Source organism: Shewanella sp. N2AIL (genome assembly GCF_022690845.1).
Lineage (GTDB): Bacteria > Pseudomonadota > Gammaproteobacteria > Enterobacterales > Shewanellaceae > Shewanella > Shewanella baltica.
The window spans coordinates 62,469-84,287 of sequence record NZ_JALBYT010000019.1 but is presented as its reverse complement, the minus strand read 5'-3'; the positions used below and the strand labels follow the sequence as shown (position 1 = coordinate 84,287).

Annotated in this window: 19 protein-coding genes and 1 pseudogene; 17 read left to right on the top strand and 3 right to left on the bottom strand. The window is 48.9% G+C overall.

What is annotated here, in order from left to right:
* Positions 1–10 precede the first annotated feature (10 nt).
* The 4 genes and pseudogenes from MO387_RS12660 (at position 11) to MO387_RS12650 (ending at position 5,297) form a co-directional block, all read left to right on the top strand.
* Positions 11–1,303, top strand: a complete 1,293-nt coding sequence (locus tag MO387_RS12660; RefSeq protein WP_242326318.1) for an efflux RND transporter periplasmic adaptor subunit — start codon at positions 11–13, stop codon at positions 1,301–1,303.
* A gap of 30 nt (positions 1,304–1,333) precedes the next feature.
* Positions 1,334–4,540, top strand: a complete 3,207-nt coding sequence (locus MO387_RS12655; RefSeq protein ID WP_242326316.1) for a CusA/CzcA family heavy metal efflux RND transporter — start codon at positions 1,334–1,336, stop codon at positions 4,538–4,540.
* A gap of 171 nt (positions 4,541–4,711) precedes the next feature.
* Positions 4,712–4,795, top strand: a pseudogene (locus tag MO387_RS21335) (antibiotic biosynthesis monooxygenase); the annotation flags it as partial.
* A 247-nt stretch (positions 4,796–5,042) separates the two neighbouring features.
* Positions 5,043–5,297 (top strand): antibiotic biosynthesis monooxygenase, encoded by a 255-nt coding sequence (locus tag MO387_RS12650; RefSeq protein ID WP_226058288.1) that lies wholly within the window; start codon positions 5,043–5,045, stop codon positions 5,295–5,297.
* 92 nt (positions 5,298–5,389) lie between these two features.
* On the opposite strand, the gene mscL is transcribed toward MO387_RS12650, so the two are convergent.
* Entirely contained in the window at positions 5,390–5,800 is a 411-nt protein-coding gene (gene mscL, locus MO387_RS12645) for a large-conductance mechanosensitive channel protein MscL (protein WP_006084265.1), read from the bottom strand.
* A 217-nt stretch (positions 5,801–6,017) separates the two neighbouring features.
* On the bottom strand, positions 6,018–6,962 hold the full coding sequence (locus tag MO387_RS12640; protein ID WP_006084264.1) for a LysR family transcriptional regulator: 945 nt from the start codon (positions 6,960–6,962) through the stop codon (positions 6,018–6,020).
* A gap of 94 nt (positions 6,963–7,056) precedes the next feature.
* Between MO387_RS12640 and MO387_RS12635 the strand changes: the two genes are divergently transcribed.
* The 5 genes from MO387_RS12635 (at position 7,057) to MO387_RS12615 (ending at position 11,667) form a co-directional block, all read left to right on the top strand.
* A complete protein-coding gene (locus MO387_RS12635; protein WP_107949384.1) occupies positions 7,057–8,115 on the top strand; it encodes an HlyD family secretion protein in 1,059 nt (352 codons plus the stop codon).
* A 1-nt stretch (position 8,116) separates the two neighbouring features.
* Positions 8,117–9,745, top strand: a complete 1,629-nt coding sequence (locus MO387_RS12630; protein ID WP_107949382.1) for a DHA2 family efflux MFS transporter permease subunit — start codon at positions 8,117–8,119, stop codon at positions 9,743–9,745.
* A gap of 163 nt (positions 9,746–9,908) precedes the next feature.
* Entirely contained in the window at positions 9,909–10,364 is a 456-nt protein-coding gene (locus MO387_RS12625) for a GNAT family N-acetyltransferase (RefSeq protein ID WP_107950345.1), read from the top strand.
* 60 nt (positions 10,365–10,424) lie between these two features.
* On the top strand, positions 10,425–10,751 hold the full coding sequence (locus MO387_RS12620) for a putative quinol monooxygenase (protein WP_107949380.1): 327 nt from the start codon (positions 10,425–10,427) through the stop codon (positions 10,749–10,751).
* 28 nt (positions 10,752–10,779) lie between these two features.
* Positions 10,780–11,667 carry a radical SAM protein gene (locus tag MO387_RS12615; protein ID WP_107949377.1) on the top strand — a complete coding sequence of 296 codons (888 nt, stop codon included), beginning with the start codon at positions 10,780–10,782 and terminating at the stop codon, positions 11,665–11,667.
* Positions 11,668–11,734: 67 nt separating this feature from the next.
* Here MO387_RS12615 and MO387_RS12610 read toward each other — a convergent pair whose 3' ends face one another.
* The gene (locus MO387_RS12610) at positions 11,735–13,843 is read right to left on the bottom strand and encodes a TonB-dependent siderophore receptor (protein WP_107949375.1); all 2,109 of its coding nucleotides are present in this window, start codon (positions 13,841–13,843) and stop codon (positions 11,735–11,737) included.
* 318 nt (positions 13,844–14,161) lie between these two features.
* On the opposite strand from MO387_RS12610, the gene MO387_RS12605 reads away from it, so the two are divergent.
* From MO387_RS12605 to MO387_RS12570, 8 genes are all read left to right on the top strand, one after another.
* Complete coding sequence (locus MO387_RS12605) at positions 14,162–14,506, top strand: metalloregulator ArsR/SmtB family transcription factor (protein WP_107949373.1); 345 nt, start codon at positions 14,162–14,164, stop codon at positions 14,504–14,506.
* Between the two features lie 35 nt (positions 14,507–14,541).
* On the top strand, positions 14,542–15,555 hold the full coding sequence (arsB, locus tag MO387_RS12600; RefSeq protein WP_107949371.1) for an ACR3 family arsenite efflux transporter: 1,014 nt from the start codon (positions 14,542–14,544) through the stop codon (positions 15,553–15,555).
* A 47-nt stretch (positions 15,556–15,602) separates the two neighbouring features.
* The gene (locus MO387_RS12595) at positions 15,603–16,598 is read left to right on the top strand and encodes a permease (protein WP_107949369.1); all 996 of its coding nucleotides are present in this window, start codon (positions 15,603–15,605) and stop codon (positions 16,596–16,598) included.
* A gap of 9 nt (positions 16,599–16,607) precedes the next feature.
* Positions 16,608–16,844, top strand: a complete 237-nt coding sequence (locus MO387_RS12590; protein ID WP_006079976.1) for a thioredoxin family protein — start codon at positions 16,608–16,610, stop codon at positions 16,842–16,844.
* A 203-nt stretch (positions 16,845–17,047) separates the two neighbouring features.
* On the top strand, positions 17,048–18,061 hold the full coding sequence (locus MO387_RS12585; protein WP_107949367.1) for an ArsJ-associated glyceraldehyde-3-phosphate dehydrogenase: 1,014 nt from the start codon (positions 17,048–17,050) through the stop codon (positions 18,059–18,061).
* Between the two features lie 10 nt (positions 18,062–18,071).
* Positions 18,072–19,340: an organoarsenical effux MFS transporter ArsJ gene (gene arsJ, locus MO387_RS12580; protein WP_107949365.1), complete on the top strand. Its 1,269-nt coding sequence runs from the start codon at positions 18,072–18,074 to the stop codon at positions 19,338–19,340.
* A gap of 6 nt (positions 19,341–19,346) precedes the next feature.
* Positions 19,347–20,231, top strand: a complete 885-nt coding sequence (locus MO387_RS12575) for a DUF2927 domain-containing protein (RefSeq protein WP_199908762.1) — start codon at positions 19,347–19,349, stop codon at positions 20,229–20,231.
* A 117-nt stretch (positions 20,232–20,348) separates the two neighbouring features.
* Positions 20,349–21,791, top strand: coding sequence for an MBL fold metallo-hydrolase (locus MO387_RS12570; protein WP_107949363.1), 1,443 nt, complete (start codon positions 20,349–20,351; stop codon positions 21,789–21,791).
* Positions 21,792–21,819 lie beyond the last annotated feature (28 nt).

Sequence of the window (21,819 nt, the reverse complement as noted above, 5' to 3'; positions counted from 1 at the left end):
GGTAACCCAAATGAATTCACATAATCACTTTAACGCTACCAAGTCTTATCCAGTTGTACTGTCAGAAACTGTTGCACCTGACATCATTGCGTCTCAAATCACAGTACCTGCAAAGCGGCAGTTCACGCTGTCGACACTCGCCCTCGCATTATGTGTGCTCGGCTCTGCTGCGCTTTTCACCGCCCAACCTTCATGGGCAGGGGATGATCACGGTTCAGCCACTCAAACTGAGCAAGCGGATGAACACGGTGCACAGGCGCTGAAATTGACCCAAGTGCAGCAAGCTTTGGCGGGCATTAGCTTGTTACCCCTGTCGAGCGATAGCTTGAATATCGCCAATTTGAATCTGGATATTAGGGCGACGGCGACCTTAGTGGTGGATCGCGATAGAACCGCCACCCTTGCACCGCAGCTCGATGTGCGCGTGTTGGCGCGTCATGTGGTGCCGGGGCAAGAAGTCAAAAAAGGTGAGCCTTTACTTACCTTGGGCGGCTCAGCCGTTGCGCAGGCACAGGCGGATTACATCAATGCCGCCGCCGAATGGAGCCGAGTTAAGCGCATGAGCGAAGGCGCCGTGAGTGTCAGCCGCCGTATGCAGGCGCAGGTGGATGCTGAACTTAAACGGGCGATTTTAGAGGCGATTAAGATGACGCCCGCGCAAATTCGCGCTCTGGAATCGACGCCCGAAGCCATCGGCAGTTATCAACTTTTAGCGCCGATTGACGGACGAGTGCAGCAAGATATCGCCATGTTAGGCCAAGTATTTAGTGCGGGCACGCCGTTAATGCAGCTGACCGACGAGTCCTATCTGTGGGTTGAGGCGCAGTTAACGCCTACCCAAACCGCGCATATCACTGTCGGCAGTGCAGCCTTAGTGCAAGTGGGGGATAAGACGCTGGCGGGCAAGATCATAGGTCGCTCCCATGAACTCGATAGCGTGACGCGCACCGAACAAGTGCTGGTGAGTATGCCCAATCCTGATCATGTGCTGCATGCGGGGCAATTTGCCGAACTCTACTTTGCCAATACTGTCGCCAACTCTGCTGATAAGGCTGGTGGAATCGTGCTGCCCGATGCGGCGCTCACCCGCAGCGGCGATGGCGACTGGCAGATTTTTATTCAAGATGAAGATGGCTTCGAGTCCATTGAGGTAGAAGTGGTGCAGCGTCAGCGCGGCTTGAGTTTAGTGCGCGGCGCTGAGCTTGAAAAAGCCCAGCAGGCACAACTCAAGGTCGTGGTGGCTGGCGCATTTTTCTTGGCGTCCGAGCAGGCGAAAGCAGGCTTTGATATCCATAACCATTAATGTCGCCACTGAACGCTTGAGGAATTTTCTATGTTGCAAAAATTAATCGAAGCCGCGATTAAAAATCGGCTGTTAGTGGTGTTGGCCTTGTTCGCCATGATAGTGGCAAGCGTGGTGATGCTGCCTAAATTGAATCTCGATGCCTTTCCCGATGTGACTAACGTGCAAGTGACCATCAATACTGCGGCCGAAGGGTTAGCCGCAGAAGAGGTGGAAAAACTTATCAGTTATCCGGTGGAATCGGCCATGTACGCCTTGCCAGCCGTGACGGAGGTGCGCTCGTTATCGCGCACTGGCTTGTCGATTGTGACTGTGGTATTTGCCGAAGGGACGGATATTTACTTCGCCCGTCAGCAAGTGTTTGAGCAGTTGCAAGCGGCGCGGGAGATGATCCCAAGCGGCGTCGGTGTGCCGGAAATCGGCCCGAATACTTCGGGATTAGGGCAGATTTATCAGTACATTCTGCGCGCCGAACCTAACTCAGGTATCGATGCCGCCGAGCTGCGCAGTTTGAACGATTACCTTGTGAAACTCATCATGATGCCCGTTGGCGGCGTGACTGAAGTCTTGTCTTTTGGTGGCGATGTGCGCCAATACCAGGTACAGGTAGACCCGAATAAATTGCGCGCCTATGGCTTATCGATGGCGCAAGTCACCGAGGCATTAGAGAGCAATAACCGCAACGCTGGCGGTTGGTTTATGGACCAAGGCCAAGAGCAACTTGTGGTACGCGGCTACGGCATGTTGCCCGCAGGAGAACAAGGCTTAGCGGCGATCGCACAGATCCCGCTTACGGAGGATAAAGGCACGCCCGTGCGGGTGGGCGATATCGCTCAGGTGAATTTTGGCAGTGAAATCCGTGTTGGCGCTGTGACTATGACTCGCCGCGATGAGGCTGGCAAAGTACAAAACCTCGGCGAAGTGGTGGCGGGGGTTGTGCTTAAACGCATGGGCGTCAACACCAAAGCGACTATCGATGATATCGGCGCGCGGGTGAGTCTTATCGAGCAGGCCTTGCCCGATGGCGTGTCTTTTGAAGTGTTTTACGATCAAGCCGAACTGGTCGATAAGGCCGTGACCACAGTGCGCGATGCGTTGCTAATGGCCTTTGTGTTTATCGTAGTGATCTTGGCGCTGTTCCTCGTCAATATCCGTGCGACCTTGCTGGTGCTCTTGTCTATTCCTGTGTCTATCGGGCTCGCGCTCATGGTGATGTCCTACTATGGATTGTCGGCAAACCTGATGTCGCTGGGCGGTTTAGCGGTGGCGATTGGTATGTTAGTCGATGGTTCCGTGGTGATGGTAGAGAACATTTTCAAACACTTAACTCAGCCGGATCGTCGACATTTGCTGGAGGCGAGAACGCGTGCCGATGGTGAGGCAGACCCATATCATAGCGATGAGGACGGTGGTCAGCAGGCCAATATGGCTGTGCGCATCATGCTCGCGGCAAAAGAGGTGTGTAGTCCAATCTTCTTCGCCACCGCCATTATTATCGTCGTATTTGCGCCGCTGTTTGCACTCGAAGGCGTTGAAGGCAAGCTGTTCCAGCCGATGGCGGTCAGTATTATTTTGGCTATGATGTCGGCGCTGCTGGTGGCGCTGATCGCCGTGCCAGCCCTTGCCGTGTATCTGTTTAAGCGCGGTGTGCTGCTTAAACAAAGTGTTATTTTAGCGCCACTGGATGCCGCTTATCGCAAGTTACTGACGGCAACGCTTGCTAGGCCAAAGGTGGTGATGCTCAGTGCCTTATTGATGTTTGCTTTGAGTTTATTGTTGCTACCAAGGTTGGGTACCGAATTTGTGCCTGAGCTGGAGGAAGGCACGATTAACCTCAGGGTCACGCTGGCACCAACCGCGAGTTTGGGCACGTCTTTGGCGGTCGCGCCCAAGCTTGAAGCCATTTTGCTGGAGTTTCCCGAGGTGGAATATGCCCTGAGCCGCATTGGTGCGCCTGAGCTTGGCGGCGATCCTGAGCCTGTGAGTAATATCGAGGTTTATATTGGGCTTAAGCCAATATCTGAATGGCAATCGGCAAGCTCGCGCTTAGAGCTGCAACGCCTGATGGAGGAAAAACTCAGTGTGTTCCCTGGACTCTTGCTGACTTTCTCGCAGCCTATTGCGACTCGGGTAGATGAATTGCTCTCGGGGGTAAAAGCCCAGTTAGCGATCAAAATTTTTGGCCCAGATTTAGCAGTATTGTCTGAGAAAGGCCAAGCGCTCACCGATCTCGTTGCGAAAATTCCCGGTGCCGTGGATGTGTCATTAGAGCAAGTGAGTGGAGAAGCGCAATTGGTTGTGCGGCCAAAACGCGAGTTATTGGCACGCTACGGCATTAGTGTCGATCAAGTGATGAGCCTTGTCAGCCAAGGCATTGGCGGCGGGAGTGCAGGTCAAGTGATTGATGGCAACGCAAGATACGACATCAATGTGCGCCTCGCGGCCGAGTTTCGCACTAGCCCAGATGCGATTAAGGACTTGTTACTCAGCGGCACAAATGGCGCCACTGTGCGCTTAGGCGAAGTCGCCAGCGTCGAAGTAGAAATGGCGCCGCCGAATATTCGCCGTGACGACGTGCAGCGCCGAGTGGTGGTGCAGGCCAACGTGGCGGGGCGCGATATGGGCTCTGTGGTGAAAGACATTTATGCTTTAGTGCCACAGGCCGATTTACCCGCGGGATATACAGTGATCATTGGCGGCCAGTATGAGAATCAGCAGCGGGCGCAGCAAAAGCTGATGCTAGTGGTGCCGATCTCTATCGCCTTGATTGCCTTGCTGTTGTACTTCTCCTTTGGGTCATTCAAGCAAGTGTTACTCATCATGGCGAACGTGCCCTTAGCCTTGATTGGCGGCATAGTGGCCCTGTATGTCAGTGGCACTTATTTATCTGTGCCTAGCTCAATTGGTTTTATCACCTTATTTGGAGTGGCCGTGCTCAACGGCGTGGTGCTGGTAGATTCGATTAATCAGCGCAGGCAAAGCGGCGAAGCTCTTTATGATTGTGTTTATGAGGGCACGGTTGGGCGCTTGCGTCCCGTGTTGATGACGGCACTGACCTCGGCCTTAGGCTTGATCCCTATCCTATTGTCATCGGGGGTTGGCAGTGAGATCCAAAAGCCGCTGGCAGTGGTGATTATCGGTGGCTTGTTTAGCTCGACGGCGCTGACCTTGCTGGTGTTGCCGACCTTATATCGCTGGCTATATCGTGGCGACAAGCGCATCGATGAGCTTGATTAACCTCAAGTAAGCCGACAACGTGGGCAATAACTTGTTATATTTCGGGTTATTGTCCACATTGTAGACAGAGTTATCAGATTGACTAAAAGTCTAAAAATCAGCGAGCTATCGCGCCGTGGTTGGGCTAATCTTAAAGTCGACATTTAAGGACGTTAATTTCTGGAGAGCGTTATGATCGCTGTAATTTTTGAAGTCATCCCGACACAAGAAGGGAAGGAAGAGTATCTGCACGTGACGGCTGAAATGCGCCAATATTGATACCCAAATAATCTCTAGATACGAGTTTCAGAGCGTCCAGGGTGCTCCAATTCAAGGCGCATCAATGACAGAATGTCGGCTACCTTTTGAATTGATGCAACACAGAAGTGGAGTGCCCTGGGCGCTCCGTCCCGGCGGGTTTTAACGCACTTTATGCTGTGTTGACTATTTTTAACTTAGCCCACTAGGTCTGCAAATAGCCGCCTTGCCTAAAGTGCGTTAAATTCCCGCTGAATCCTGCATCTTGAGGTTGTTTGGGTATCTTGGCCGTAAGGGATTAATTTCGATCGAACGTTTTCAGAGTTTAACCGACGATGGCAAAGTGCTGAGCCTGTCGTTTTGGGAAGACCAAGCTTCTATCACCCAATGGCGCAATCAGATGGCCCACAGTATTGCCGAGCAAACGGGCATAGTGCCGTGTTTGTTTAACTCTTACCGCATTCGAGTGGCAGAAGTGGTGCAAGATTACAGTGAAACTGTGCACATTGAAGCTGAGTAATCGCTTATCTGCTTGATGTGAAACATCGCCGATATAAAAACAAAACCCATCGAGTTCGATGGGTTTTTTATGATCTGCACTTTAGATTAGGCTTATTTTTCTTGCTGAGCTTTCAGTAGATCGCGGATCTCAGACAGCAGTTCTTGATCTTTAGTCGGTGCAGCGGGTGCTTTAGGCGCGACTTCTTCTTTGCGCTTTAAGCGATTGATTGCTTTGACGCCCATAAAAATAGCAAAGGCGATAATCGTAAAGTCGATAATGGTTTGAATGAATTTACCATAAGCAATCACCACAGAAGGTGCATCGCCTTGAGCTGCCTGCAGCACTATGCTCAAATCACTAAAATTCACTCCGCCTAAAATGATACCAATCGGTGGCATTATGATATCGGCCACAAAGGACGAGACTATCTTGCCGAATGCGGCACCTATGATGATACCAACGGCCATGTCGATCACATTGCCACGGGACGCAAAAGCCTTGAACTCTTTAATTAAGCTCATTAGGTTTCCTCCAAAATTGAGATTAAATGTTAAATTTTATTATGCAAACTGTATCAGGAAAACCTAAGGTCTTTTGCTGCCTGTTACCTTGCCAAGCTTATAGAGGCTTAAGGATTAAGGCAATTATGACATAGCGGATTTATCCCTATGGCAGCGATTTAAGCTTTACAAAGTTATAGTTGTTACTGTTTTGTTCGCTTTATTTGTTCGATTTTGTTTATTCGCCCTGATCGGCTTGGCCGATAAAATCGGGCACTTCCAATACTTGCGATCCCCAACGTTTAAATAATGCGGAATAGATGAACTCGATAAAGACGCGGTATTTTCGGGGTAAGTAGGCACGCTGTGGATAGCTAAGCACGACCTTAGTTTGGACCATAGGATAGTCATCAAGCAGCGGGATTAAGTAGCCTTTTTCTAATGCCACTTGGGCAATGATGGAGGGCACCGCTGTGATCCCAAGCCCTGCAATGGCGGCCTCGCGAGCCAGAGTGACATTGTTTACCGTCAGTTGAGTCATAGGCTCGGCGACAATCCAAGTTTTGCCATCGAATAACTTCCATGCTCCTTCAATATGCGCCGACTGTAAGCGGATCGCTTTATGTTTGGCTAAATCCTGTGGCACTTTTGGGGTGCCGTGCTCGGCCAAATAAGCAGGGCTTGCCATTAACGATTTATGGGCGTTGACTAAGGCATAGCTTTGCAAGCGAGTGTCGCCCGAATCGGCAATTTGAAATAACAGATCGATACCTTCTTCTATGACATCGACCTTACGATTGGTCAGTTCAGCCTCTATGGTGATATCGGGGTAAAGCGTTAAAAACTGAGCGAAAATCGGCCCTAAAAACAATTGGCCTAATTCAATCGGGCAGACAATTTTTAGATTACCTTTAATCAATTGTTGCTGGGCGCTGAGCTGATTTTCTGCGCTCTGTAGATCGGTGAGGATCTTATTGATCCTGTTGTAATAACTCGATCCCGCTTCGGTGAGTTTTAGGGCTCTGGTGGTGCGAAATAACAGTTGTGTGCCGGTATCGGCTTCGAGTTCGGCTATCTTACGACTGACCGTTGCCTTAGTGATCCCAAGGGCTTTGGCGGCGCCAGTAAAGCTGCCTTGCTCGACCACTTGAGCGAAAATTTGCACGCGATTGAGATCCATCATTGTTACACCTGTGAAACAGTGGGTTGATTTTTTACTGGCTAATAAACTTAGTGAGACAGTAGTACACTAGATATCACTAATCAAGGAGTCATTCATGTCCAAAAGTAAACTCATTATCGCCGTTCCACTGTTACTCGCTGCGGTTGCGGGAGGCGGTTATTACTGGTGGACACAGGTACGTTTTATCGAAACCACTGATAACGCTTATGTTGAGGCCGATATTTCCCATATCAGCGTTAAAGTGCCCGGCTATGTGGTGTTAAGCGATGTGACTGATAACCAGCATGTACAAAAGGGTGAGCTATTAGCTCAGCTGGAAGATAACCAATTTAGCGCCAAAGTGAGCCAAGCTGAAGCCTCATTGGCAAGTTCGAAGGCGGATTTGCAAACCTTAGCCGCTAAGGTGGAACTGCAACGCGCGTTAATCACCCAAGCCAGTGCCGGTGTGGTGGCGGCGCAGGCCGATAACACTCGTGCGCAGCAACAATTGAGCCGCTCGAAAAAGCTTAAAGTCAGTAACTACAGCTCCCAAGATGATGTTGATCAACTGCAAGCCGGATTCGATTCTGCCGCCGCCCGTCTCGATGAAGCCAAAGCCGTGTTAGTGGCAAAGCAACGCGAGTTAGCGGTTTTTAATGCCCAATTAGATCAGGCGGGTTCTGTGGTAGAACAGGCCGATGCGACCTTAGAATTGGCGAAAATTCAATTAAATGATACCCGTGTGACCGCACCTTTTTCTGGGGTGATAGGTAAACGTGGCGCTATGGTGGGGCAGTACGTGCAACCCGGCCAAGCACTCTACAGTTTGGTTCCGGATGGGGCAGTGTGGATCACGGCGAACTTTAAAGAGACCCAGATCCAACATATGCAACCAGGACAGTCGGTGCAGGTCAGTCTCGATGCGTTTCCCGACAAAACCTTTATAGGTGCTATCGATAGTCTGTCACCGGCGTCCGGAGCCAAATTCAGTTTACTGCCGGCGGAAAATGCTACAGGTAACTTCACTAAAATCGTCCAACGTATTCCCGTGCGTATTCGCTTAGATTTGTCTGAGGAAGAAGCACACATGCTACCGGGCTTAAGTGCAGTCGTAAAAGTGGATACGGCGTCGGGTCCTGTAACATCGGCAATCGCTGCAAATACAGGTCGTTAGTATGAGCGCAACTGGCTCTATCACTGCGTCTGCTGGTATGGAGGCGCAGGGCATCACTGCACCTAACAAGCTTACCGATTATGAGCGTGGCAGTCGCCGCTCATGGATCGCCGTATTTGGTGGGTTGATCGGCGCCTTTATGGCGATCCTCGATATCCAAATCACCAATGCATCGATGAAGGAGATTCAAGGCAGTCTTGGGGCAACGCTCGAAGAAGGCAGTTGGATTTCAACCGCGTATCTGGTGGCTGAAATGATCGCGATCCCGCTCTCTGGCTGGCTTAGCACTGGATTGTCGGTCAGGCGTTATCTGTTATGGACCACGGCTGCCTTTATCTTTGCTTCCGTACTTTGTTCTATGGCGTGGAACTTAGAGGCCATGATCGCCTTTCGGGCGCTACAGGGCTTCTTTGGCGGTGCGCTGATTCCGCTGGCCTTTAGGCTTATCCTTGAGTTTTTACCCGATAACAAGCGTGCCGTCGGCATGGCGTTATTTGGCGTGACGGCGACCTTTGCGCCTTCAATCGGCCCGACCTTAGGCGGTTGGTTGACCGAGCAATTTAGCTGGCATTATCTGTTTTATATCAACGTGCCACCGGGCTTGTTGGTGATGGCGATGTTAGCCTACGGTTTAGAAAAGCAGTCGGTGGTTTGGGATAAACTGAAGAATGTCGATCTGGCGGGCATAGTCACTATGGCGCTGGGTATGGGTTGCCTTGAAGTGGTACTCGAAGAAGGCAACCGCAAGGACTGGTTTGGATCGGAGCTCATTCGTAATCTGGCCATAATTGCCGTAGTCAATCTGGTGTTGTTTGTTTGGATCCAGCTAAGGCGTAAAGAGCCGTTAGTGAATTTGCGCCTGCTCGGTAAGCGTGATTTTGTGCTCTCCACCGTGGCGTATTTTTTACTGGGGATGGCACTATTCGGCGCTATCTATTTGATCCCGCTTTATCTATCGCAAGTCCATGATTACACACCGTTAGAGATTGGTGGCGTGATTATGTGGATGGGATTTCCGCAGCTATTGGTCTTGCCCTTAGTGCCGAAATTGATGGAGCGCTTCGATAGTCGATATCTCGCCGCCTTTGGTTTTTTAATGTTCGCCATTAGCTATTACATGAATAGCCAGATGACCGCAGATTATGCCGGACCGCAGATGATCGCCTCGCAAGTGGTGCGTGCCTTAGGTCAGCCGTTTATTTTGGTGCCTATTGGTATGCTCGCGACTATGCATTTGAAACCCCATGAAAATGCTTCGGCGTCGACGGTATTAAACGTAATGCGTAACTTAGGCGGCGCCTTTGGTATTGCACTGGTTGCGACCCTGACTGACACTTTGGCGCGCGGGCATTTGGCCCATATTAAGGAATCCTTACCCGCAGTGAGCACGCAGGCACAGGACTATTTAGCCCAAAGCGCAAGCATGTTGCAGGCGGGTGGTTCAGATCCCTATACCGCGGCCGCGCAGGCGAAAGCCTTGCTGGGTAAAACCATGAGTCAGCAAGCCTATATTCAGGCCTATAACGATGTGTTTTACATCATGGGCGCTCTGCTACTTATCGCTGTGTTCGCCGTGCTACTGATCCGTAAACCAACTGGGCCTGTGGCCCACGATGCCATGGTTGAGTAATAACGTTTTTCGTTATCCTGTTGTTGCCATAGATTTCCCCAGATCTATTGGTTTGCGCAACAGTTTTGCGCCTTAGTCCTCGCGGATTAAGGCGCTTTTTTATGGTCTTTATGCTGTGGTAGACTCAAAGCTCTTTTTCGATGATTTGCAGAGGGATAATCGTTTGCAGTGGCAAAATCTTACATTTAATCAATTGAATGCCAATACCCTATACGACATATTGAAGTTAAGAGTCGATGTGTTTGTGGTCGAGCAGGCCTGCGCTTATCCTGAGCTTGATGAGAAGGATAGACACCCAGAAACCCTGCATTTAATGGGCTTATCGCCAGACGGGGAACTGCTTGCCTACGCGCGTATTTTGCCGCCGGGCTTAAGTTATCCAGAGGCGAGTATTGGCCGCGTGGTGGTATCGCCAGCGGGACGAGGCAAAGGGCTAGCCATGCCTTTAATGCAGCACGCCATCGAATCGGCATTGACGACTTGGCCCGATGCGGGGATCCAAATTGGCGCTCAAGATTACCTTAAAGCTTTCTATCAAAAGCTCGGTTTTGTCGCCTGCTCTGAGATGTATTTAGAAGATGGAATTCCCCATTTAGATATGCGCTATCAGCCAGCGTAAGCGGCTATCAATATAAGCAATGCGTGTAAGCATCCAAATTAAGCCAATTAAGGAACCGAAATGACGACTGCAACGGACTATAAAATCAATCAACAACAAATTGCCTGCGTGGCGAGTTTTCTGGCTAAAGAGGGCAAAACCGAAGCGCTAATCGCTGCGCTCGCGAGCCTTATTCCTGATACGCGCCGTGAAGCGGGTTGTATTCGTTACGAACTCAATGTGAGCCGTGATGAACCACGTCGCGTGACGTTTGTAGAGAAGTTTGTCGATATTGCCGCCTTCGATGAGCATTGCGCTAAAGATGCGATTCAACATTATTTCCACCAAGTGATGCCCGAATTGGTAGAGTCATTTCATGTGGAAACTTATCACCAAATCATTGTTTAACCGTGAGACCAATTATTAGGAGCTTGCAGTGTTGATTAACTATATCGAGCCAGTATTTAGACCGCCATCCGAATGGAAGTCATTGATACTGCAAGTGACTAATGGTTGCAGTTGGAATCAGTGCAGCTTTTGCGACATGTATACCCAGCCGCAAAAAGCCTTTCGGGCACAAAAGCTCGACAAGGTGGAGCAGGATATTTTGGCCGTTGCGCAGTCTGGCACCCCCGTTTCTCGGGTATTTTTGGCCGATGGCGATGCCATGAGTTTGCCCTTTGCGCGTCTCGAAGCGATTTGTGAGCTGATCAACCGTCACTTGCCACAGGTTACGCGCATCAGCAGTTACTGTTTGCCGCGCAATTTGAATAATAAAACCCCAGAGCAACTCGCACGTCTGCGCGAACTCGGGCTGTCTTTACTCTATGTGGGTTGCGAAAGTGGCGATGACGAAGTGCTCGCCAAAATCCAAAAGGGTGAAACCTTCGAATCATCCTTAGCGGCACTACTTAAGATCCGTGCGGCGGGGATGAAGTCATCTGTGATGATCCTCAATGGTTTAGGCGGTGTCGCGCTATCCCATCAACATGCGGTTAATTCGGCCAAGTTAATGAATGCCGCCCAGCCGGATTATCTCTCTACTTTAGTGGTGACTTTACCCTTAGGCACAGAGCGAATGGACGCGGTATTTGGCGGTCAATTTCAGTTGCCAGATCAAATGGGCTTGTTCCAAGAAATGCATACCTTATTGGAGCATTTGGAATTAGATCAGACGATATTTAGATCCGACCATGCCTCTAATTACCTAGTGCTCAAGGGCGTATTAGGTAAGGACAAGGCGAAATTGCTGGCACAGGTTGCACTCGCCATCAATGCGCCGCGCAGCATTCCCTTAAGGCAGGAATGGCAGCGCGGTTTGTAATTGATCACCGAGTAAAAAGCCCCAGAAAGATTCCGGGGCTTTTTGATTGGAAACAGATCAGCAGTGCTTAGAAATTATAACGCACGCTGACTTTGTAGCTGCGTGGCTCGCCTGGCATAGTCCACATCGATGAATAAGAGCTTTGATAGTAAACTTCGTCGAACAGGTTAGTGATATTAAATTGCAGGCTAAGATCCTGATTTAACGCGTAGGTGCTAAATAGATTCACTAAGGTATATGCTGGCAGTATGTAGTTTGGATCAATGGTTTCACCTAAGCGATCGCCCACATAAAGCAATGTCGCTCCCGCGGAGGCATCGGAACCAAACAATGAAGTATCATGTTTTAGCGTGAGATGACCATTGTGTTTTGGAATGTTGATTAAACGACTGCCTTCGGTAATGCTCACGCCCCAATCTGCGTTGAGAATATCGTTAGCCGTCTTGGCATCGGTATAAGCGTAGGATAGCAACAGCTGAGTATTGGCTGTTAGGTAGGCAGCCAAATCCAGCTCAATCCCTTGGCTATCGGCTTTACCTAGTGCCGCTGAAAAACCTGAATTCACAGGGTCTGCAGTTAGCACATTACTCTTTTCGGCGCGGAAGAGGGCGATAGAGCCTGTCAGATTTTCTAACTCAAACTTAGTACCTAGCTCATAGGATTTACTCTCTTCGGGTTCGAATGCGACACCGCGATAATCAGAACCTGTGTTAGGGCGAAAACCTTCAGAGTAGCTGCCATAGAGGCTTAACCAAGGTTGCCATTCGTAAACGATACCGGCTCTTGGACTAAAGACATTTTGGGTTTGATTGGATTCTGTCTGGTTTTTATGGTTTTCAATGCTTTGCTCGAAACTGTCAAAGCGGCCACCTAAGGTGAGCTTCCATTTTTCGCTGAGATCGAGTTGGTCTTGCAAATAGATCCCGTAGTTATCCTGAGTCTCTACTTGGTTGTAGAGCAGGGCGCCTTCGGGCGCAATTTGTCCATAGACTGGATTGTAAACATTGATGCTGTAAGTGGTATCGCCAGCGGCTGGGCGGAAGCGCTCCCAATATTTGTCGAAATGGAAGTGATAACCGTCTGCACCAATGAGAAGGTGGTGACTAATATCGCCGGTCTCGACTTTGCCGCTTAGCTCAACGCGGCCCGATAAGTCAGTTGAGGTGAAGTTACGGTAGTTATGTTGACGGCTTAGGGTTTCACCGTCGATGTTGAGCATTTGACGACTTTTTACCAACTCTGGATCGCTTGAGTAGCCTTCAAGTCCTGTGTCGCGGTAGCTAATACCCGATAACAAACTCCAATCACCAAAGTCATGTTCTAAGGTAAATTGGTGGGCTAACAAATCTATTTGGGTCGCACCATCGCTGGCCTCACCTAGATATCTATTAATGGGTAAGGCTTTAATGTCGCCGTCGATAGCCACAATTCCGCGGTCGAAGGGGACTTTTTGGTTTGCATATTCCAGTTCATAGCTTAGACGCGTGGTATCGCTGGCTACCCAAAGCAAAGAAGGGGTTAAAACACGTTTTTCCGAATTAACGGGATTGCGGAAACTACCCTTGTCTTCAATCGCACCGTTAACCCTAAAGGCTAAATCGTCGGTAATGGCGTTAGTATAATCCCCCTCAAGACGGTAATTATCCCAGCGACCGGCACTGGCTTGCAGATAGCCTTCTTGGGAAAATTTAGGTTTTTTGGTGATGATGTTAATGGTGCCACCGGGTTCTGCGCGGCCATAAAGAGCAGAACCTGGGCCTTTCATGATCTCGATACTTTCTACGTTCGCAGTATCACGAGTACCACCAAAACCACGTCCCGCATCATAACCATTAACTAGATAACCTGAGGGGACGTTTTCATCGCCCACAAAGCCGCGCACGGCGAAACTGTCCCACATACCACCAAAATTATTTTGGCGATTGACTGAGCTTGATAAATCCAACGCATCCATCAGCGTTGATATACCCGCATCGCTAATTTGCTCCATCGACAGGCTTTCTACCGCCTGCGGCTGAGCTTTCAGTGGCACATCCCCCCGAAATGGTTGGCGGATACCTTTGACTTCGAGGTGTTCGATATTAGGCGTGGATTCTTCGGCATAAACTGTTTGAGTAAGCACACTTAAGATGGCGATTTGAATAAGGGATACACGAAAAATGCCTTTAGTAGACATATGGATTGGCTCCGGAGTTTGGCAATTATCTAATGTTTTTATGATTACAGAGCTTTGGTTTGATGATGTGGTAGAGGAGAGAAAACAACATATTGCACCATAACTTTTAGCTTAGTACGGATTTTAATGGCAACCATTATCATTTGCAATTAATGGTTTTCATATCGATTGTGCTGATGTGATCTGGTTCAAAAAACATCTTCTTAAATTTAAATGGGTTATATACAGAGTTTATTTTGATGATAGCGACTAGATATATATGTTTTTTCATATATACTTTTATTCATATGTTTATTTGATTTGTATAGGGGCTATTTCATGCAACCCGTCGCCTTTTTTAAGGCCCTTGCCGATGAGACTCGGCTGAAATGTGTACTGCTCATCCAGCGAGAAGGGGAGTTGTGCGTGTGTGAATTAATGGCTGCGCTGTCGGAGATCCAACCTAAGATCTCTCGGCATTTAGCGCAGTTAAAAAAAGCAGGGCTCTTAGTCGATAGGCGTCAGGGGCAATGGGTTTTTTATCAAATCAATCCTGAGTTGAGTCCTTGGTGTCAGCAAGTACTAGCGCAAAGTTGTGAGGCCAACAGTCCGTTTTTAGCCGCGAATATGAACAACCTGTGCAACATGGGTGCTCGTCCCGAACGCGCTAAAGCCTGTTGTTAAATTGAAAAGAATGCATTTTGTGAGTCGAGGTCGTTATGGGGTTCTTTGAACGCTATTTAAGTGTCTGGGTTGGCTTAAGTATTCTTGTTGGGGTAGTGCTTGGAAACTTAGCTCCGGGTGTGTTTGCCGCTGTGGCCGCCATCGAATTTGCCCATGTTAACTTAGTCATCGCCTTGTTTATCTGGGTAATGATTTATCCCATGATGGTGCAGATTGATTTTTCTGCGGTGAAAGATGTCGGTAAAGCGCCGAAAGGATTGATATTAACGCTTTTCATTAACTGGTTAGTCAAACCTTTTACTATGGCATTGTTAGGCTGGTTATTTTTCAAGTTGCTATTTGCCGACTGGGTTGATCCACAAACTGCCAGTGAATATATCGCGGGAATGATACTGCTTGGAGTAGCTCCTTGTACTGCTATGGTGTTTGTGTGGAGCCAATTGACTAAAGGTGATCCTAATTACACGTTAGTGCAAGTCTCTGTAAACGATATCATTATGGTGTTTCTATTCGCGCCACTCTCTGCATTATTGTTAGGTGTGAGTGATATCCAAGTGCCGTGGGAAACCCTACTACTTTCCGTTGTACTTTATGTGTTATTGCCTTTGATTGCGGGTGTAGCGACTCGCAAGCGACTAGAGGCTCGCCATGATGCGAGTGCCGTGCCGCAGTTGCTGACAAAGCTGAAACCTTGGTCTGTGATCGGTTTATTAGCCACTGTCGTGTTGTTATTTGGTTTTCAGGCTGAAACGATTATCTCCCAGCCACAGAACATACTGTTAATCGCTATTCCTTTGATTATTCAAAGTTATGGCATTTTTATTTTAACCTATTGGTTGGCCTTAAAACTGAAACTAACCCATGCGATTGCCGCACCTGCGAGCATGATAGGTTCTTCTAACTTTTTTGAGCTGGCGGTCGCCGTAGCCATTTCATTATTTGGTCTGCACTCTGGAGCTGCCTTAGCGACTGTGGTTGGGGTGTTGGTTGAAGTGCCTGTGATGTTGTCGCTGGTGTATTTTGCTAATCGTACGCGGCACTGGTTTTAATCTTAAGTAATAGCATGATGTAAGTCGATATTTCATTAAGGATCAATATGTTCCAAATATTTACTGATTTTTCGACTTGGCTAGTGTATGGCGTATTTGGCCTAGAGGCGGGTTCGGCCTTGGGCGGAGCTGTGCATTTTTTTGTTGAAGATGTCAGTAAAATTTTCGTATTGCTGGTGGTGATGATTTATTTCATCGCCTTGCTGCGGGCTTCCTTAGATGTTGAGCGAGTTCGAGATTATTTAGCGGGTAAGAATAAGGGAGTAGGTTACTTACTGGGGTCGATTTTTGGCGCCATTACGCCTTTTTGTTCTTGCTCGAGTATCCCTGTCTTTTTAGGTTTTACCTCGGCGGGGATCCCCCTTGGGATCACTATGGCCTTTTTGATCACTTCACCTTTGATCAATGAAGTCGCCGTCCTGCTGCTCATGAGTTTACTCGGCTGGAAATTTACCTTGCTATATGTGGCTGTGGGCATGACAGTGGGTATGCTCGGTGGATTATTACTCGATGCGATTAAGGCCGAGCGTTGGTTGCAGTCCTTCGCCGCCGAAGCCCTCGTTCGTGGACGCCAGATGGCGGTATCTGATACCGTTTCTACCGCTGCGCGGGTCTTATCTTTTTCTGAACGGCATCAATTTGCCAAAGCTGAGGCGGTTGAGATTTTTGGCCGAGTCTGGAAGTGGGTCATTATCGGCGTGGGTCTTGGCGCTGCCTTGCACGGTTTTGTGCCTGAGGGTTGGGTTGAAACCCATTTAGGCCAAGGTCAATGGTGGTCTGTGCCTGCGGCAGTGTTAGTCGGTATTCCTCTATATTCGAACGCGACGGGCATCATTCCTGTGATGGAAAGTTTGCTGGCGAACGGTCTGCCAATTGGCACTACGCTAGCGTTTTGTATGAGCACAGTGGCTGCCAGTTTCCCCGAATTTATTTTACTGAAACAAGTGACGCAGTGGCGCCTGTTGGCGCTGCTGTTGGTTGTGCTATTGACGGCATTTACGTTAGTAGGTTGGATTTTTAATTTTGCAGCACCGTATCTTTAAGGAAATAACATGAAACAAGTCAAAGTATTAGGTAGTGGTTGCGCTAAATGTAGTAAAACTGCCGAGATGATTGCGGACATATCAGAAGAAATGGGCGTGGATGCGATTGTGAAAAAGGACACAGATCCTCAAACCCTGTTGAAATTTAAAGTGATGAAAACGCCTGCGGTCGTGATCGATGGTGAGCTCATACACAGCGGCTCAGTACCGACTCGTGACGAAATTGAAGGATGGTTAAGAGACTAAGTTGTAGTCAGCTTTAGTCAATCAAGGCTGCTCGTTCGCCAAGCACATAATTTAAGAAACATAAGCGAATAAATATACGCCATTGCCATACTCAGTCTTTGGCAATGGCGGTGTTATCGTTTAAGTAAACCGTTAGTAGCGTTAAGAAAATATAAAAAAATTAAAGACATATAAATTTAAAATCAACATATTGGAATATCATCATGGCAATCAAAATCGGCATTAATGGCTTCGGGCGTATGGGGCGTTTAGCACTGCGCGCGGCATGGGACTGGGATGAGGTGGAGTTTGTGCAGATCAACGATCCCGCAGGTGATGCGCATACATTGGCACATTTACTCGAGTTTGATTCTGTCCATGGTCGCTGGCGTTATCCCGTGACGGCGAATGCCGATGAGATCCAGATCCAAGATAAAATCATTTGCACCACGCGTAATAAAGCCATCGCCGATACCGATTGGTCCGGTTGCGATGTGGTGATTGAAGCCTCCGGCGTGATGAAAACCAAAGCGTTATTGCAAGCTTATTTAGATCAAGGTGTTAAGCGGGTGGTTGTCACCGCTCCCGTGAAAGAAGAGGGCGTGCTAAACGTAGTGATCGGGGTTAATCATCAGCTATACGATCCTGCCATTCATCCGATTGTGACCGCCGCATCTTGCACTACTAACTGCCTTGCGCCTGTGGTGAAAGTGATCCACGAGCAGATCGGCATCAAGCACGGATCTATGACCACGATCCACGATATTACTAACACCCAAACTATTCTCGATGCACCGCATAAGGATTTACGCCGTGCCCGCGCCTGTGGTTTGAGTTTAATCCCAACCACCACGGGCAGCGCGACTGCGATTACCCATATTTTCCCTGAGCTTAAGGGCAAACTTAATGGTCATGCAGTGCGGGTGCCACTGGCTAATGCTTCGCTGACCGATTGTGTGTTCGAGCTTGAACGCGCCGTTACCGAAGCAGAAGTGAATGCGCTACTTAAAACCGCCGCCGAAGGTGAGCTTAAGGGCATTTTAGGTTATGAAGAGCGGCCGCTGGTGTCGGTGGATTACAAGACAGATCCGCGCTCAAGCATCATAGATGCGCTCTCGACCATGGTGATTAATGGCACTCAACTTAAACTCTATGTGTGGTACGACAATGAATGGGGCTACGCCAATCGCACCGCTGAGCTTGCCCGTTTAGTCGGCCAGCTTGATTTGCCGCGCTAGGAGAGCTCAATTGTTTGCCGCCAAGCCATTTGAACTACTGATGCAATTGCCCGCTGCCGTGCGGCAATATTTGCTGATCACCTTCAATTATTGGAGTTTTACCTTAACCGACGGCGCACTGCGGATGTTAGTGGTGCTGCATTTTCACGAGCTTGGCTACAGTCCGCTGGCGATCGCTATGCTGTTTTTGTTCTACGAGATTTTTGGCGTAGTGACCAATCTGATTGGCGGCTGGCTAGGGGCGCGTTTAGGGTTAAATCGCACCATGAACTTGGGCCTTGGCATGCAAGTGTTTGCCTTAGCCATGTTGTTAGTGCCGGCAGCGAGTTTACCTTTGTGGCTCGCAGGCGTGCCTTGGGTGATGGCGGCGCAGGCGTTATCTGGGATCGCTAAAGATCTCAATAAGATGAGTGCCAAAAGCGCGATAAAACTGCTGGTGCCAAAAGGCGAGCAGGGCAAGCTTTACAAATGGGTTGCCCTATTAACGGGTTCTAAAAATGCCCTCAAGGGCGCGGGATTTTTCCTCGGCGGCGCCTTGCTTGCTCTACTCGGGTTTGAGTTGGCAATCGCTACTATGGCTATCTTGCTTGGACTCGTCTGGTTACTCAGTCTAATGATGCTGAAAAAGGATTTAGGTAAAGCTAAGAATAAGCCTAAATTTACGGAGATTTTCTCTAAGAGTCGCAGCGTGAATATTCTCTCGGCGGCGCGATTATTCCTGTTTGCTGCCAGAGATGTGTGGTTTGTGGTGGCGCTGCCCTTGTATCTGGCCAGCCAATTAGGCTGGGATCATTGGGCGGTGGGCGGCTTTTTAGCTGTGTGGGTTATCGGTTACGGCATAGTGCAAACCTTAGCACCTAAGATCACGGGCAATCGCCAAGCCCAAAGTCAGCTGATTGATACAGCCCCCGATGGTCGCAGCGCGTTAATTTGGGCAAGTATGTTGGCCTTTGTGCCAGCGCTGATTGCCAGCGCGATACAGTTTAGTTTTTATCCCGAGGCCAGTTTGTTGTTGGGTCTCATGTTATTTGGTGCCCTGTTTGCGGTTAACTCGTCGCTGCACAGTTACTTGATTGTGAGTTACGCCAGTGAAGATGCGGTGTCGCTGGATGTGGGTTTCTATTACATGGCCAATGCTATGGGGCGTTTAGTCGGCACTGTGCTGTCTGGCTTAGTTTATCAAGCCTATGGTTTAGCTGCCTGTTTGTGGATTTCGACCGCTTTTATCGGCATCACTGCTATGATTTCGATTAAGTTACCTCGGCAAGCTGTGGAATAAGTGCTAATGCAAACGTGGCTCAAGGCATCAACACATAACTACAAAGGGTTAATGTTACCTGCGTGTCGGCGTTTTTGGCGCAGCCTGTGTATGAGTTTAGGCTTGTGCTTAAGTTTGTTAGCCTTACCTCTTTACGCCGCTCAAACGCAGCCCGCGTTAATTCCAGCATTAACACCCGTAGCGGATTGGAAAAACTTAACTTACATCACCCAGGCCTTCAGCGAAATTGCCCTTAAAAATGAGTATGACGTGGCGAAACACAAGGTGCGTAAGTGGCGCATTCCGGTACGAGTGTTTGTCGAACATCAAGTGGGCGACAGGGCGCTGCACACCCAATTAGTGCAGATGCACTTAGCGCACTTAGCCGAGATTACGGATCATGATATTCAGCTGGTGGATACGCTCTTGGATGCGAATCTGCACTTAGTGTTTACCCGTCAATCCCAATGGGAGAGTGAAGTTACCCGCTTAATGGGGCCAAGTTCGGCGAAGAATGTCCATGGTTCAATGTGTATGGCCAAGTTTGCCCTTAATGCTAAGAGTGAAATTGAACGCGCATGGGTGATCATTCCCGTCGATCAGGCGCAAATGCACGGTAAGTTAGTGGCTTGTGTGGTCGAGGAAATCACTCAAGTACTTGGGCTACCCAATGATTCTGAAAAAGTATTCCCCTCCATCTTTAACGATAAAACCCCGCAGGATTTACTTACAGGGCTCGATTTCATTCTGCTAAAACTGCTCTATAACCCGAGTATTCGCGCTGGTATGACGGCCGCTGAGGTCAAAGCGCCGTTGCAGTTCTTGCTCGAACAATGGCAGCGTGATGGCACACTTACCCATGCCGATAAAACCGTGCGTCAAGGCCAGTTATACCCTTTATTAGGTTATTGATGCTTGAGTGTTACTGCGAAAGTTGACATTGCTCGCATGCGACCAATTAATCCTTTTTCTTTGAGGAATAAGGGCATAGTCTAGCTTTATACAAGGTAAAAACGTTGGAGGGACACCATGCGAATGACACTGCAGTTTTTAGGGGCGACAGAGGAAGTGACCGGCTCGTGCCATTTACTCTCGGTCGATCATGAACACTTATTACTCGATTGTGGTTTGATCCAAGGTGGTAAAGCGGATGAACTGCGTAATCATGATCCCTTCGCCTTCGACCCTGAGTCTATTTCCGCTGTTGTGCTTAGCCATGCCCATATCGACCATTCAGGGCGTTTACCACTCTTAGTTAAAGCGGGTTTTGATGGGCCAATCTACACCCATAAAGCCACGGCAGAACTGTGCGCCATCATGCTCAAAGATGCGGCCATGCTGCAGACCCGCGACACCGAAAGGGTCAATAAAAAGCGCGCTAAACATGATCTTGAACCCTTAGAACCGCTATTCACCGTCGAAGATGCTGAACAGGCCATCACCCAATTTGTGCCGCTGGAATACGGCCAAGTCACTCGGGTCATTCCCCATGTGGATATTTGCCTCTCAGATGCGGGACATATTTTAGGTTCGGCCTTAGTCGAGTTGTGGTTAGGCGAGGGCAAGTCCCAGAAGAAAGTCGTCTTCAGTGGCGATCTTGGCCGTGCGGGTATGCCGATTTTACGCAATCCGACCTTAGTGGATACGGCGGATTTAGTGTTAATGGAAAGCACCTACGGCAACCGTTTTCACCGCAGTTGGACTGAAACCTTAGCCGAGTTGAAAGACATTTTTGCTAAGACAGTCAACGAGAGCCAAGGCAATATATTGCTGCCAGCTTTCTCGGTTGGACGGGTGCAGGAGTTATTATATCTCTTTCATTTATATGCTAAAGAATGGGATCTCGGCCGCTGGAAAATCTGCCTAGACAGCCCCATGGCGATTGAGGCGACTCGCGTCTATGTCAATAATTATCCGCTGATGGATGAGGATTTTAAACGTTTTACCCGCCAACATCCTGGGCAGCATCCACTGTTGTCGAATGTCGAATTTATCCAGACGACCGAAGAGTCGATGGCGCTGAATGAAGTGCATAAAGGATTGATCATTATCGCGGGGAGCGGCATGTGTAACGGTGGGCGTATTCGTAGCCATTTAGAGCATAATCTATGGCGGCCTGAATGCGATGTGATTATCTGTGGTTATCAAGCCCTTGGCACACCAGGGCGTACCTTGGTTGACGGTGCTGAGGAGCTTACTATCCATGGCAATAGTATTAAAGTTGCGGCTAAGTTACACACAGTAGGCGGGCTTTCTGCCCATGCAGATCAAGCTGAGTTATTGCGTTGGTATCGCCATTTTGAAGGCCAACCGCCGCTGATTTTAGTCCACGGTGAACCCGACGCGCAGCATGGATTGGTCGATGTGGTTAACCAAGATCCTAACACTAAACCTCAAGCCACCGCGATTGCGACCCATGGTGACAGGTTAGATTTAACCGCGCTGCCACAGTTAGTGTGGAAACCCGCTTAAGTTAACCATCCTACTTAGCGGTGTACTG

Coding starts and splice junctions, on each gene's coding strand:
- MO387_RS12660 (WP_242326318.1), top strand. CDS start 11: ATGAATTCACATAATCACTTTAACGCTACCAAGTCTTATCCAGTTGTA.
- MO387_RS12655 (WP_242326316.1), top strand. CDS start 1,334: ATGTTGCAAAAATTAATCGAAGCCGCGATTAAAAATCGGCTGTTAGTG.
- mscL (WP_006084265.1), bottom strand. CDS start 5,800: ATGAGCTTAATTAAAGAGTTCAAGGCTTTTGCGTCCCGTGGCAATGTG.
- MO387_RS12640 (WP_006084264.1), bottom strand. CDS start 6,962: ATGATGGATCTCAATCGCGTGCAAATTTTCGCTCAAGTGGTCGAGCAA.
- MO387_RS12635 (WP_107949384.1), top strand. CDS start 7,057: ATGTCCAAAAGTAAACTCATTATCGCCGTTCCACTGTTACTCGCTGCG.
- MO387_RS12630 (WP_107949382.1), top strand. CDS start 8,117: ATGAGCGCAACTGGCTCTATCACTGCGTCTGCTGGTATGGAGGCGCAG.
- MO387_RS12620 (WP_107949380.1), top strand. CDS start 10,425: ATGACGACTGCAACGGACTATAAAATCAATCAACAACAAATTGCCTGC.
- MO387_RS12610 (WP_107949375.1), bottom strand. CDS start 13,843: ATGTCTACTAAAGGCATTTTTCGTGTATCCCTTATTCAAATCGCCATC.
- MO387_RS12605 (WP_107949373.1), top strand. CDS start 14,162: ATGCAACCCGTCGCCTTTTTTAAGGCCCTTGCCGATGAGACTCGGCTG.
- arsB (WP_107949371.1), top strand. CDS start 14,542: ATGGGGTTCTTTGAACGCTATTTAAGTGTCTGGGTTGGCTTAAGTATT.
- MO387_RS12595 (WP_107949369.1), top strand. CDS start 15,603: ATGTTCCAAATATTTACTGATTTTTCGACTTGGCTAGTGTATGGCGTA.
- MO387_RS12590 (WP_006079976.1), top strand. CDS start 16,608: ATGAAACAAGTCAAAGTATTAGGTAGTGGTTGCGCTAAATGTAGTAAA.
- MO387_RS12585 (WP_107949367.1), top strand. CDS start 17,048: ATGGCAATCAAAATCGGCATTAATGGCTTCGGGCGTATGGGGCGTTTA.
- MO387_RS12575 (WP_199908762.1), top strand. CDS start 19,347: ATGCAAACGTGGCTCAAGGCATCAACACATAACTACAAAGGGTTAATG.
- MO387_RS12570 (WP_107949363.1), top strand. CDS start 20,349: ATGCGAATGACACTGCAGTTTTTAGGGGCGACAGAGGAAGTGACCGGC.